General features: G+C 45.2%; 13 protein-coding genes. 1 reads left to right on the top strand and 12 read right to left on the bottom strand.

The window, feature by feature from the left end:
- Positions 1-9 precede the first annotated feature (9 nt).
- The 5 genes from secF to BREVNS_RS09640 form a co-directional block, all read right to left on the bottom strand.
- Positions 10-900 carry a protein translocase subunit SecF gene (gene secF, locus BREVNS_RS09660; protein WP_483426801.1) on the bottom strand — a complete coding sequence of 297 codons (891 nt, stop codon included), beginning with the start codon at positions 898-900 and terminating at the stop codon, positions 10-12.
- 21 nt (positions 901-921) lie between these two features.
- Positions 922-2,460, bottom strand: a complete 1,539-nt coding sequence (gene secD, locus BREVNS_RS09655) for a protein translocase subunit SecD (RefSeq protein WP_483426800.1) — start codon at positions 2,458-2,460, stop codon at positions 922-924.
- Between the two features lie 8 nt (positions 2,461-2,468).
- Positions 2,469-2,780 carry a preprotein translocase subunit YajC gene (yajC, locus tag BREVNS_RS09650; protein WP_483426799.1) on the bottom strand — a complete coding sequence of 104 codons (312 nt, stop codon included), beginning with the start codon at positions 2,778-2,780 and terminating at the stop codon, positions 2,469-2,471.
- A 72-nt stretch (positions 2,781-2,852) separates the two neighbouring features.
- Positions 2,853-4,304 (bottom strand): pyruvate kinase, encoded by a 1,452-nt coding sequence (gene pyk, locus BREVNS_RS09645; protein ID WP_483426798.1) that lies wholly within the window; start codon positions 4,302-4,304, stop codon positions 2,853-2,855.
- A gap of 72 nt (positions 4,305-4,376) precedes the next feature.
- A complete protein-coding gene (locus BREVNS_RS09640) occupies positions 4,377-4,808 on the bottom strand; it encodes a sensor histidine kinase (protein ID WP_483426797.1) in 432 nt (143 codons plus the stop codon).
- Positions 4,809-4,964: 156 nt separating this feature from the next.
- On the opposite strand from BREVNS_RS09640, the gene BREVNS_RS09635 reads away from it, so the two are divergent.
- Entirely contained in the window at positions 4,965-6,197 is a 1,233-nt protein-coding gene (locus tag BREVNS_RS09635) for a hypothetical protein (RefSeq protein WP_483426599.1), read from the top strand.
- 96 nt (positions 6,198-6,293) lie between these two features.
- Here BREVNS_RS09635 and BREVNS_RS09630 read toward each other — a convergent pair whose 3' ends face one another.
- The 7 genes from BREVNS_RS09630 to BREVNS_RS09600 form a co-directional block, all read right to left on the bottom strand.
- Positions 6,294-7,106, bottom strand: coding sequence for a hypothetical protein (locus tag BREVNS_RS09630; protein ID WP_483426796.1), 813 nt, complete (start codon positions 7,104-7,106; stop codon positions 6,294-6,296).
- An 86-nt stretch (positions 7,107-7,192) separates the two neighbouring features.
- Entirely contained in the window at positions 7,193-7,807 is a 615-nt protein-coding gene (locus tag BREVNS_RS09625) for a hypothetical protein (RefSeq protein WP_483426795.1), read from the bottom strand.
- Positions 7,779-8,675 carry a glycine--tRNA ligase subunit alpha gene (gene glyQ, locus BREVNS_RS09620; protein ID WP_483426794.1) on the bottom strand — a complete coding sequence of 299 codons (897 nt, stop codon included), beginning with the start codon at positions 8,673-8,675 and terminating at the stop codon, positions 7,779-7,781. Before glyQ ends, BREVNS_RS09625 begins: the two co-directional genes overlap by 29 nt.
- Before the next feature lie 64 nt (positions 8,676-8,739).
- Entirely contained in the window at positions 8,740-9,840 is a 1,101-nt protein-coding gene (gene prfB / locus BREVNS_RS09615; RefSeq protein ID WP_483426793.1) for a peptide chain release factor 2, read from the bottom strand.
- 22 nt (positions 9,841-9,862) lie between these two features.
- Complete coding sequence (locus BREVNS_RS09610) at positions 9,863-10,369, bottom strand: hypothetical protein (RefSeq protein ID WP_483426792.1); 507 nt, start codon at positions 10,367-10,369, stop codon at positions 9,863-9,865.
- A 1-nt stretch (position 10,370) separates the two neighbouring features.
- Positions 10,371-12,032 (bottom strand): adenylate/guanylate cyclase domain-containing protein, encoded by a 1,662-nt coding sequence (locus tag BREVNS_RS09605; RefSeq protein WP_483426791.1) that lies wholly within the window; start codon positions 12,030-12,032, stop codon positions 10,371-10,373.
- Position 12,033: 1 nt separating this feature from the next.
- On the bottom strand, positions 12,034-14,136 hold the full coding sequence (locus BREVNS_RS09600) for a hypothetical protein (protein WP_483426790.1): 2,103 nt from the start codon (positions 14,134-14,136) through the stop codon (positions 12,034-12,036).
- Positions 14,137-14,141: the final 5 nt, after the last annotated feature.

Genomic DNA, 14,141 nt, shown 5'->3' with positions numbered 1-14,141 from the left:
TATTATACACTATTTTTTCCGATTTGTCAAGAGACGAACACCAGCCGTCACCGGAGCCGCAATCATCACAGAGGAATAGGTTCCACTCACAAGCCCTACAATGAGAAGGATGCTGAAGTTGCGTAACACCTCTCCTCCCCAGATGTAGAGAGCCACAGCCGCAAAAAGAGTGGTGAGAGACGTGATAATAGAACGCTCAAGGACTTCGGTGACCGAGCGGTCTATCACAAGAACAAAATCCTCTTCCTTGTGATAGGCTTTGCGCTCACGAATACGGTCAAACACCACAATGGTATCGTTAATCGAGTACCCAAGGATGGTGAGAATAGCGGCAATAATGGTAATATCAATCGGTATCCGGAAGAAAAGAGCAAAGGCCAACATAATCAAAAGGTCATGAAGAAGAGCCACAATAGCCCCAACTCCATAGCTAAAATCAAACCTCACAATAATGTACACAAGGATAATCAGAGAAACCACCCAGATGAGATTGAGTGCCCGATAGACAAAAGACTTTCCAACCTTGGCCTCAATCGTTGTTGTCCCTACAAACTCAACAGATCCCTCTCCATACGCCTTCGTCAATACCTCTTTGATGGTCGCAATACCATCCTTCCCCTGTTCAAAGGGTACGGTGATCACAAACCGATTATCCTCTACCAGACCAACCGTAGTGATATTCGCTTCAATACCACGATTTTTGAAAAGGGAACGAAGCTCTCCTATTGACACCTTCTGTCCGATCACTACCTCAGCCCGGCTTCCCCCCTTGAAATCAATACCAACCTCAAATCCACCCCGTACTATAAACATCACCAATCCTGCAAGCACAATCACAAGCGACAAGCCGATGGCATACGGAGCCATTTTCATGAAAGGGATAGGCTTATGTTCCGTCATTGTTTTCTCCTTGTCCCCGTCTTAGATAGAAACCTTTTTGAGCTTCAAGGTATCAAGCAAAAAGTCATACACCAAACGATTCACGAAAAGCATAGCAAACATATTGGCAATAATACCAGCTGCAAGTGTTGTCCCAAATCCCTTGATACTTCCTGTACCAAAGAGAGAAAGAGCGACTGCAGCAAAAAATGTAGTCAGGTTAGAATCCCATATGGTCATGGACGCATGCTTATACCCTTCATCAACGGCATGCCTGAATCTTCCCTGACGCTTGAGTTCCTCACGAATACGACTGAAAATAAGCACATTGGCATCCACAGCCATACCCACGGTGAGCGCCATTCCCGCAATACCAGAGAGAGTGAGGGTGGCCTTGAGAAGCCCGGCCAAAATAGCAAGCAAAAAGTACATATTGAACACAAGTCCTACCACAGCAATAACCCCACTTCCCTTGTACCACACCACCATAAAGAGCGCCACCACAATAATAGCCACAATCAAGGCTTTTGTTCCACCCTCAATGGCATCGGCACCTAATGAAGGACCTACAATCCGCTCTTCCACCACATTCAACTTCACAGGAAGGGCACCAGCCTTGAGAATATTGGCAAGGAACTCCGTCTCCTGATAGGTAAATCTTCCAGAAATCTCTCCTCTTCCTCCAGGAATTTCTGAATTGATCACAGGGGCACTCTTCACACGTCCATCAAGCACAATAGCGAGTCTTCGTCCCACATTCTGCCTTGTTACATCAGCAAAAATCTCAGCCCCTTCAATAGTCAAAGTAAAAGAAACCACTGGTTGTCCGGTGGTTGGATTCATATCCGAACGAGCACTTTCCACATAGGTTCCATCCAGCACCGTTTCCTTTTTGAGAACGTACCAGCCCCTCAAACGGGGAATACCGTACTCATCATTTTCATAGAACGGATACCACTCACTATCAGCAGGAAGCACAAAGTTCGTCGGCACATTCTGAAGAGTCATCACCACGCCACCACTCATAGGAACACCCAACTCTCCCAACTTCTTCATGGCCTCTTCATCCACAAGCTTGAATTCAAGCCGTCCAACTTTGGAAAGAGACTCACGAATAATCTGTGGCTCACTCACGCCGGGAAGCTCAACACTGATACGCCCATCAAATGTCTTAGCAATCGAGACCTCACTCACCCCAAAGGTATCCATACGGTTTTTGAGAATCTCCACCGCCCGTTCATTGGCTTTGTCCATTTCCTCACGAAAGGCGGCATCAGATATCTCTCCTGGTGTCTTCTCTGAAAGCATAGCCCGGAGTTCATCAGCGTCCACCTCAAGAAGAAGGTTGGCCCCACCCTGCAGGTCAAGACCAAGGTTCATTGCCTTCTTACGAAGAGCCTTGACTTCGATCACCTGTTTGCGCACCTCCGGAGAGAGTTTATCCATCTCTTCTTCAGAGACCTTGATCAGATCTTTGGTTTCATAGGGCAAGAGAAAATACCATGATATGGTAGGCCACATACCCCAGAAGCCCAATCCTACCAAAATAAGGAGAAGAACAAAACGAGAAAGTTTATTCATACATCCTCCTATTTTTTGTCTGCCTCAGGAGTGATCACAGCCGCAATGAAATCCTTTCTCACCTCAATCTTGGAATCGGCCGTTTTGATATACACCGTTTTATCACCAACAAAATCAATCACTCCCACAATCCCTCCATTGGTAATCACCCGATCACCCTGTCTCATGGAAGCAATCTGTTTTTCCAGGGCTTTTCGTCTTTTTCTTTCAGGCAAAAAAATCAAGAGATACATACCAAGAACCAGAATAAGTGGCATCACCAGAAGAGAAAACGTTCCACCTTCTGCACCCTGAGCCTGTAATAAAAGCCAATTCCACATACTTTTCCTCCATTTTGTAATCAGCACACCATTATAGCGACAACCGGGAAAAAAATCAATACCCTTTTTCCCTTATGCCTGCCATACTTTAATCATATTGGTACTACCCGGGATTCCTACAGGTACCCCTGCGGTAATCACCACAAAATCTCCCTCATGCACTAACTGTTTGAAACGAAGCACCTCTCCAGCCCCATCGAGAAGTTCATTAACCGTTGAAACTTCACCAAGTTCATAGGGAGTCACACCCCAAACAAGAGCAAGCCTCCGAGCCGTTGCCTCAGACGGACTAAACCCAATGATAGGAATAGGAAAACGATACTTGGCCACACTCTTTGCCGTTCCTCCACTATGCGTGAAACTCACAATATACTTAGCACCGATCTTATGGGCAAGCTCCACCGTAGCAAAGCTAATAGATTCCATCACATTCTTCCTGGAGCGTTTCATCAGTTCAGCCTGGGTTACCGTACGCCCGGAGAGCATTTTCTCAAAGAGTTCACTATTCTCCACCTGGGCGGCAATCTGAGCCATCATCTTCACCGCTTCTACAGGATACTGCCCGGCGGCGCTTTCTGCTGAAAGCATCACGGCATCCGTCCCATCAAAGATAGCATTGGCCACATCGTTGGCTTCCGCCCGGGTTGGGCGTGGATTATTGACCATAGATTCAAGCATCTGGGTGGCGGTAATCACTGGCTTACCAGCAATATTACACTTGCGTATAATCATTTTCTGGATCACAGGTACTTCCTGGGGAGAGGTTTCAACACCTAAGTCCCCTCGTGCCACCATGATAGCATCACTGACATCAATGATATTGTCAATATCTTCAACTGCTTCGGGCTTCTCAATTTTGGAAATGATAGGAATACGGCGACCATACTCCCGAAGCATGATATCAATCAGCTCTTTCACATCGTCCGCACTTCGCACAAACGAAAGAGCCACATAATCAAGATTGTGCTCAAAGGCAAACTTGAGGTCGTGTCTATCCTTCTCAGTAATAGCCGAGATATTGAGTTTGATATGGGGAAGGTTCACCCCTTTTCTTGGTTTGAGTTTTCCCCCATTGACAACCTCAGTGTAGATATTGGTCCCGTCTATCTTCTGGATCCGAAGCTCAATGAGTCCGTCGTCCAAAAGGATCCTTCCTCCTACTTTTGCCTCATTGTGCAAATTGGGATAATCAATCGATACCTTTTTCTGGCCATCGATGACCCCTCCCACAATCTGATCAGTGGTAATCACAAGTGTATCACCCGCATTCAGCTCAATAAATTCAGACTCCAATTTTCCAACACGGATTTTAGGACCCTGAAGATCCTGAAAGATAGCCACCACCTTGTCCAGTTCCTTGGCGGCTTTGCGGACATAGGTAACGCTCTCAAGGTGATCATCAAAGCTCCCATGAGAAAAATTGAGACGAATCACATTGGCACCGGCTTCAAGAATCTTATAGACGGTTGGATAGTTTCGTGATGCTGGCCCGATAGTGGCCACAATTTTGGTAAAACGTTTCATATCTTCCCCTTGCGTTTCTCTCAGAAATTTTGAGAGTATATTGTAGAGAAAAAGTTTTTTTTTTGCAAAAAATCACAAGGGGAAAATAACCGTAAATACCGAACCTTCTCCCTCAACACTTTCCACAGAAATAGTCGCCCCATAATAGCCCAAAAACTTCTTCACGAGAAAAAGCCCAAGCCCGGCACCCTTGTCATTGAGTTTTTCCGAACCAGGAAGACGATAAAACTGTTCAAAAATAAGGGGCTGAAACTCAAGGGGTATTCCTCTTCCTGTATCCCGAATCTCAATCACATACCCACCACTATCCTGATAGGCGTAGATGGTAATACTCCCTTTTTCTCGATTATAATAAACAGCATTACTGATAAGTTCATCAAAAATGGTACGGAAGATATCTTCGTTGCCCTTCAGCAAAGGAAAACGCTCGTGAATTTTCACATTTACGGTGAGTTTGCGCTTTTTGATTTCCTTTTCGTAATTTTTGAGAATCCGCTCTATCATAACACGGATATCCACATCCTTTTTGAAAATATCTTCAATATTGGCTCCAATCTTTCCCAAGTTGGTAACGTTTTTTTCAGGAGACCTGCAGTGGGAAGATGAGGAAAAGCAAAAAAAGTTCCTCCCTGGCCGATAATAGGACACAAGGAGGAACCCATGCGTAAAGAATTCACCTTCACTTTGACTATCGACTACCCTGACACAAAACTTGAGACGTTAGTGGTGGTTTTTCTCCAGGCCATCAAAGGAGTGTTTGAGTCATTTGTTCATCAGATTTCTGTAGAAGTGGCAGAAAAAGAAATAAAAGAAGGTCGTATCACCTGTACATGCGGAGAAAAACATCACTTCATATGGAAAACAAAGCATGGAAAAAACACTGTTTTTGTTCTGATGCCCTTTGGAAAGATCACTCTTCCTCAGCTCCAAATTCAATGCAAAAAGTGTGGAAGAAAACTTTTTCTCACAAGATCTCTTCTTGGTGTAGAAAAGCGAAAAAGGCAAATCCTGAAAGATATCTACAGAGTGGCTTTAGCCGGGGCTCTTACCACCTATCGAGTGGCCGCTCGTATTCTTTCCTTCACAGGGTATAAAATAGGTCTTAGCACCCTCTGGAAAAACCTTCAAAATATTGGGAGAAAGATACATTTCAGTATCTCAGAAAAAGAAAAACCCTGTGGAGAAGCCGATGGGACGGGTATTCCTGTTCAGGGCAAGAAAAAAGGAGAAGAAGCTAAAATTCTTTTGCAGGAGAGGCAACAAGCCTCCCCATTGACAGGAAAAAATACAAGAATAGCAGGCCTTCTTGTGGATAATTACCATGCAGGTTGGGACAAACTTCTTAAGCCCATTCAAGAAAAACACTCTTTTTCTCGGTTTTTTCTTGTTGTCGATGGAGATACAGGGATTAACCAGGGCAAACATCCCGGTATCGTTTTTCAACGATGTTTGTGGCATGTAAGTTATCAATTGAAGTATTTTCTTCGTCTTGATAGAGTGAGATATCGTTCTTCTGAGTGGACAAATATTGTCGCTGAAACAGGGAAAGCCTGTTTCTTGGGTTACAAAAATGACTGGCAAACAAGACTTGGTTATCAAAGCGAGCGCAGACAGCATATTCAGAATCTTCTTGACTTATTTCACGAAAAAGGGCGCAAACATTGTTTTTATTATCTTCTTCGTGCTCAAAAAGACATGTTCGCCTGTGACAGTGAAGATGGTTTGCCAAGAACAACCTCAAGGGCAGAACGGCTGATGCGAACCATAAACCAGAGAATGGATGTGGGGGTATGGAAAAGAGAAGGGGCAACCAATGTTCTTGCTGTGCGTTTGCATTACTACTATAATCGTGATGAGGCTATCGATGGTGTCTACTGGCAGGATGTGATATAAAACATAGGGATGGTACGTACTTATTGCCCTGTTTTATGGCCTAAAAAGGGTACTTTCCCCAGAAAAAACTTGTTTATCTAAAATGTTCCCTGTATACTACAGTTGACAAAAATCTTTTGAGCCAGGGGTAACTTCTTTATCCTTTTCTCTCTCTTTCAGGTCTCCTGTTGGAAACGTAATCCCCAAGTTAAGGGTCTTTTCAAGGGTGAGAAAGATCTGGGATAGCCGTTTATGGATCTCTCCAAAGTGGGTAGAACAACTCTCTGGCACTTCTCCTTTGATAGTCTCCATGAAATGAAGGGTATTCTCCAATGGCCCCTCAATATTGGCGGTAATCTGACGAACAATCTCATTCTTGAAGTTGGCCAACTTGAGAAGCTCTATCTGCTGGGCTCTCGTGGTTTCATACATCTGCCTGTAATACAGAGACAAACTGGCCTGGACGACTAAAATATGAATAAGATCAATATCAAGATTTTCCGAATGATTCTCAAGATCCACATAAAAAACCCCATAAAGGTTTTTCTCCCTGGCTACAGGCAAAATCATAAAAGTGAGAAACGTCTCTTTGCCATCCTTGACCACAGGAAGTCTTTGCTGCATCCATCGAAGAGAGACGGAAGCCTCAATGATATCTGACATAATATGAGAAAAGTAGGGTTTTTGCCGTTCCTCTTCGTCTATATGAAGAGAAAGTCCCCACTGAAGTCCCTTCCCCTTTTCAAAACGAAAATAGACTGCCCTTTCAAATCCAAAAAGTGAAAGAAACGCCTCCAAAAAAATCCGAACGAGTACATCCTCACTTTCCTCAGGACTGCAACTCTGAACGCGGATAAGAACCTCAAGAAGCCTGTCTTTGAGTTGAAGTTCATGAAAAGCAAAGTCGAGGAGTGGATTTTTTCTTGGCATTTTACCCCCAATATATTATATATCGGAAGGGGAAAGTGATATCTCAAATGCTCTTCTTTATCTATCCAGAGCCACTGTCTGCCCTTTTACTTTCTCTCCCAGCCAATTACCGCAGTGATACTCTTTTCTGGAAGAAGGATATACGACTCCGGATGAACCGAAAGCCCGATCTCTTCAGCCTTCAACACACGAAGAATGTCGGGCTGAATATCTAATTTCCAATCCCCATACCCTGGACTGAATCGCATGGTGGGGGAAAAGCCAAGACGTAAGCGTTCTCTTGCGATGATAGCCTGCATCCAGTCCACAAAATGCTCCACCGATTCACTTGCTATGGCATCAAGAAGTGTTGCCTGGGTCAACTCCCCCGAAGACAAAAGATGGTGAATTTGTTCCAGAACAGCCCTGCCAAGCGTAGCGGCTAAAAGACTCACTTCCGCACTGTGAGCGAGCACAGACGCAAGTCTCGTTGAATTCAAAACCAGGCCATTGTCAAGCGTTACCTCTGTCTCTGTACGAGCAACAATCCGGGAAGTATCCACAACACCCCTCGCTTCAAGAAGGGATGAAAACTCTCCAATAGCCTTTTCTACCCGGGAATCCCAATCCCCGCTTTCCGTCTTCTTCGGGTTGTACCCAAGCCTTCCTAAAACGGCTGAAACAGACGGAAGACTACGCTGAAGGTGAAAGAGTCTTCGCATTTTTCAACAAGGGGAAACCTAAGGCCTCACGCTTTTTGTAGTAGGCCTGAGCACACAAAGAAGCAAGCCTTCTCACCCTGAGAATATACCCCTCTCTCTGGGTTACCGAAATCGCATTCCTGGCATCAAGGATATTAAAGACATGGGAACACTTCATCGTGAGATCATAGGCCGGAAGAACCGCATCAGCCTCTAAAGCCTTTTCACATTCCTTTTCAAAATCATCAAACAAGCGTCGATAGAGTTCTATGTCCGCAATCTCAAAATGATACCGGGAGAACTCTACCTCCTCCTGTTTCTGGAGATCCCCATAGGTAAACTGTTCATTCCACTGAATATCAAACACATTATTCTTGTTCTGCAAATACATGGCTATACGCTCTGTCCCATAGGTAATCTCCACAGGAATAGAAGGCAAATCCAGCCCCCCAACCTGCTGAAAATAGGTAAACTGGGTGATTTCCATTCCGTTGAGCCAAACCTCCCAGCCAAGCCCCCAGGCTCCAAGGGTTGGAGATTCCCAGTCATCATGAACAAAACGAATATCCTGATGTTTCAAATCAAGACCAAGTTCCTCAAGGCTCTTGAGATAGAGTTCCTGAATGTTATCAGGAGAAGGCTTCATAATCACCTGAAACTGGAAATAATACCCCAAGCGGTTGGGGTTTTCTCCGTAGCGACCATCAGCAGGACGCCGGGAAGGTTCCACATACGCTACATTCCACGGCTCTGGACCAATAGCCCGAAGAAAGGTATCCGGATTGAAGGTTCCCGCTCCCTTCTCAAGATCATAGGGTTCTCGAATCAGACACCCCTGATCACCCCAGAATTTTTTCAGCCGAAAAATAATCTCCTGATAGGTTAGCATACCGACTCCTTTTTCCTTCTCTCATTATGGCAAAAATGATAGCTTTTCTTTCGTTTTTCCTTCATCAGGAAACCCCTGCCTTTTGCGTGAGTTGTTGCTTGAGATAGGCCAAAATAAACTCATCAAGCTCTCCATCCATCACGGATTGAATATCACCTACCTCTACATCGGTTCGATGGTCCTTCACCATCGTATAGGGTTGAAAAACATAACTTCGAATCTGGTTTCCCCATTCAATATTCTTCTTTTCTGGTTGCAGCTTGGCAAGCTCAGCCTCTCGCTTTTGCCGTTCATACTCATACAGTTTGGAACGAAGCATACGCATGGCCATTTCCCGGTTCTGAAGCTGAGAACGTTCCACCTGACAAGCGACGACAATACCCGTCGGAATATGGGTGATACGGACGGCTGACTCAGTTTTATTCACATACTGGCCTCCAGCCCCTCCCGCCCGATACGTATCAATCCGTAAATCATCGGGGTTGATCTCTATTTCAATGGTATCATCAACTTCAGGAGTTACTGTCACCGCACAAAAGGATGTCTGACGTTTATTGTTGGCATTGAAAGGAGAAAGTCTCACCAATCGATGAATACCACTCTCTGCTTTGAGATATCCATAGGCATAACGACCTTTGATATAGAGTGTAGCGTCTTTGATGCCCGCTACCTCACCAGGATCATAATTGACCACCTCCACGGTGAAACGATGCCTCTCAGCCCATCGCTGATACATGCGAAGAAGCATCTCTCCCCAATCCTGAGACTCCGTTCCGCCGGCTCCAGGATGAATATTCACAAAAGCATTTCCCTTATCCACCTCTTCAGAAAAGAGCATATACAATTCAAGCTGCTTGAGTTCCTTTCCTATGGTTTCATATTCCTTGGCAAGTTCTTCTAACATAGCATCGTCACCTTCTTCTTCCGCAAGAATCACCATGCCTTTCAGGTCCTCAAGCTTGCGGCGAACCTCCACCCAGTCTTCTATTTCCTTCTGAAGATCGCTCAGCTTTTTTTGAAGTTCTGTATATTTCTTATGATCCTGCCAGAGAGTCTCATCCTGAAGTTCGTTACTCAGTTTTTCCTGCTGCTTTTGTTTCCCGTCGATGTCAAAGTACCCTCCAGTTTTCAAGAAGTTGACTTTCCATCGCCTCAATCTTCTCACGAAGTGCGCCCATCATTTACCCCTACGAAAGTTTTTCTATTATTATATAATACTCCTGCCCAGAAATCAAGAAAAAAAGCCTGTACAAAACCAAAAGCTTTGTTTTCTGAGAACGATATCGCATCTGAATCCCCGAAAAAGGCTCCTCGATCCATTCTACCAGTTCATGATTCAGCGCATACCCCTCCACCGTTTCCCTATCCAGGGCCTCCAGCCCCAGTCGCTCTATCCAGTGCTCCACCACCGCAACGTCATTGGTACCCACACATTGCCATCCCCCACCAGCCTTATAAATCCCTACGAGATCCTGCAAAAAGGCAAGAAAAAACTTTTCCGGCACATGGAGAATCTCAAGAACCCCCTCTTCAACGGGAACCCCCAAAAGATTTTTGACAATAGGATAGGAAACCCCTATTTCTATAGTATCCTCTTCCGTCTTCCCCAGTCTTTCCCGAAGGTAGTGTTTGGTGGCAGGCCGAATGATCTCCTGTATCACCTCATGGGTCCATGTCTTCCATTTGTGCCGCATACTACTTCTCCAGAAGGGTTTCTGCCCCATCCCACTTCTGTGGGGGGTTGGCAAGATAGTACTCACAACGCTCTCTATACATATACGCAAGATAATCATGTTCATCCTGTTTCACACTTTCCTCAAAAACCCCAAGAGCCCGTTTGAATTCTCCCTGCTGATAAAGCCTGAGCCCCTCCTCAAAGTGTTGATAATAAGAGAGTTTCCCCTCTACCTCATGCACAGGAAAAGGCTCATAGATGAGAACAGGCTTATCCTTTCCCTTCACCCTCACAAAATCCAACAAACGGAAATAATAGCGTTCAGGCCTTTTCAAAGCCCCTCTGGTAAACTCACTCACCACAATACTTGCCTTGTATTTCTTGGTCAGCCCTTCAAGACGAGAAGCAAGGTTTACCGTATCCCCAATAACGGTATAATCCACCTTGTTTTCACTTCCAATATTTCCCACAATGGCTTCCCCTGTATTGATGCCTATACCAATACGAAAGATAACGCCATACTTCGTCTCAGCCATCGCATTGAAAACCCCCACTCCTTCTTTCATCGCAAAAGCGGCCGCTATGGCCTCATCAGGATCATCATCATGCTGAACCGGGGCTCCAAAAATCGCCATGATAGCATCCCCAATATACTTGTCAATAATTCCCTTGTGGGAACGGATGCGCTCATCCATAATACTGAAATACTGATTGAGGACTGTGACCAAAAAGTCAGGAGAAAACTGCTCCGAAATATGGGTAAAATCCCGAATATCAGAAAAAAGAACCGTGACATTTTGTTTAGTACCTATCAAGACACTATCCGAAGAAATATTGAGAATACGATTGATCACCTCGGTAGGAACATATTTCTGGAAGATAAAACGAATCTTCTCCTCCCTATTTTTCGCCTGGATAGTCTGGTAAGCATAATTTTTAATCTGATGATAAGCCAATTCCAGTTCTCTCACCATGGTATTGAAAGAATAGGCAAGGTATCCGATCTCATCGTTGTACTCCACTCTTGCTCGCTTGGACAAATCCCTCGTCCGGGTGATCGTCTCAATCGTTTCCACCAGATACCCCACCGGTTTCAAAAGATAACGAATATACCCAAGCATCACCACTGTCGCAATAAAAACTGAGAGAGCTAAAATCACGCCAACAGCCAAAAGCATCGTGTTCACAGGTTTATAGAACTCCTCTCTCTCATTGGCCAAGAGAAGATACAAACCCCAATCAGAATAATAAATTCCCACTCCTACATAGGACTTTCCCCCTGCAGTAAACTCGACCCACCCACCCTCTTTCTCTCCAAGTTTCGTATGAAGAAAAGTCTTTTCCGCTTCTGTCATCTCTACGCTACTTCGGAGAAATTTTCCCTCCCGAGAAAGAAGAAAAAAGGCTCCCTTTGTCCCACCCAGCGTTCCCATGCCATAGGAAAAGAGTGAGTCATAGACACTTTCTCTATCCGTTAGTCCCATTTCGCTTGCTAATGCCACCTGTCGGCTTGTATATTTGTAGATATCCATCACCTTGTATCCCAAAAACTCCTTGGCAATAGCGGTGATTCCATTCCTGGCCGTATAATACGCCATAAACCCCACAAAAACCACCGTCAAAATGAGAAGAGGTAACATCACAGCCACAATCTTTTTTCGAAAAACGGCTTTTTGTTTCATGTCACTCCCCTACTACCAAATCACCGGGACGAACCGTATCAAAGGCTTCCCGTATTTTTGCCTGTATAATCATTTGATTGGCCCGAATAACCTCTCCCTTTCCGATCTCCTCAACCTCTGTGGTATTTACTCTCCTGTAGATCTTTACCTGTTGCCCTGCGACAAGACTCTCTCCCTTTGTCACAGAGAGAGTGAGAATATTCCCCTCTACTACCATAACCCGACCCTTGACCATAGCCTCAATCTCTGCCATCTTTTTTCTCCCCGCAAGCAAGCGATAGTACACCCTATCTAAACTCTCTAAGCTCTTGTCCACATACGAAGAAAGGGGACATCGCAGGATAAGACGCTGATAAAGTTGCAGGGCTTTGCTATAATCCCCCTCTTTTTGTGCCTCCTCCGCCTGGACAAAAAGAAGTTTCGCCTCTTCTTCTTGTTTTTTCTGAAGTTCCTCCATATTTTGCCCTGTACTTTTTGAAGCATAGATCTTTTGAATATACTCCAGAGCCAAGGGAACATAAGACGTCAAGGGCTGTTTTTCGATAACAGAGACAAAACCAGAGAGTGCCTCTGAAGGGTTTTTCCTGTACACCTCAAGCGCATTGGTGAAAAGCCTGCCTGCTTCCCTTTCATCCCCTTTCAAGACAATACGTACCTCATTGGTGATGACATTGGTGATCACTCTTCCATTCTGACTTACTAAGGGCACATTGGTTATCACCACCATATTCGTCACAAACACCTGATTGGTGGAAGCAACCGTATTTGCATTGGTCACAACCCGCACAGCTACCAACTGCTGCCACTGATTCATCGCCTCAGCCATCCGCTGAAAGACCTCCTCCCTTCGGGTAGTGAGGGGATAACGCTTCGCAAGGGCCATATAAGCCAAAAGAGCTGCCTTGTAATCCTTGAGAGCATAGAGGCTATCCGCTCGACGAAGTTCCTCCTGGAGCTGGGTTGTCTGCACCCGCCCAAGAAAATCCTGATACTGACTGTAAAAAGCAAAAACCTCTGGAACCTCTCTTGCGAGTGCCCTCACCTCTTCCATCAGTTGATTGGTATTTCTATCATAGACCCCTTTCTGAAGGGATTCGGAGAGCGTTTTCAACTTAGCCAAAGAAACAGAAGAAACCTCCTGAACAATACCTCCCTGCTTGAGACGAATATAATCCTGGAGTGCCTCAACAAAAAAACTGTCCAAAGCCTGCTTTGATGGAGATATCTCGATATCCTTTGGCTTCTGGTTATAGAGTTGTCCAATCTGAGCCAAACGACTCTGTGCCTCGTCGTACCTTCCCTCTCTTATGAGTCGCATGGCTGTGGAAAACACCGCTTCCACCTGAGTACGAAAGGCTTCCTCCCGTTCTCGCCCTGCTAACTGAGCTCGCAAAAGGTTAATAGTCTGCTGGTTGGTCTGTTGAAGGGCTCGAAGCCGTGCCTCATATTCACTCTGCATGGAAGACAACTCTCTTTTTGCCGTTTCCAGGGCTACCTGCTGGTTAGAAGCCTTCGATAACAATTCCTGCTGTTCACGGAGAAGCTGTTCCTGGTAGGCCTTTTCTTTTTGAGCGTACTCCTGTTGAACTATCTCAGAGAGTTTTTTCTTTTCTTCCTCATATTGAGCAAGAAGCCTTTTTCTCTCAGAAGCCGAGGCTTCCTCAAGGGATTTTTGAAGCCTCTCTTCAAGTTCTCTTCGTCTCTTTTCAAGATCTGCTGCCAGATTTTTCTGGAGTTCTTCCCGGTAGGAACTCATTTTTTTCTGAAGCTCTTCTAACCGAGCCTTTGTGGAAGCAAGTTCCGCCTCTTTTTCGGCTAACTCCTTGCCTATCTTTTTCTGAAGCTCCTGGTAGAGAGCCTCTTCCAGTCCCCGAATACTCTCAGGCTTTCCCACGAGATTATACTCTGCCGCCCGAAACCTGAGATACACCCCAAGCCCGCCACCAACAACGAGAAGAAGAAGCACCATATTGATAAGAAGCACCATGAGATAATTGCTTTTGGTACGAAGAGGAAAACGAGACTTTCCCGTCTGAGAAGATAGAAGTTCCTTCTCTATATGCGCAAAAATCTCTTCACGACTGAGTTCTGGCCTTTCTGCCATATCCC

The sequence above is a fragment of the Longinema margulisiae genome (genome assembly GCF_025266855.1).
Taxonomy (GTDB): domain Bacteria; phylum Spirochaetota; class Brevinematia; order Brevinematales; family Thermospiraceae; genus Thermospira.
This window is presented reverse-complemented; position numbering and strand designations above follow the sequence as displayed.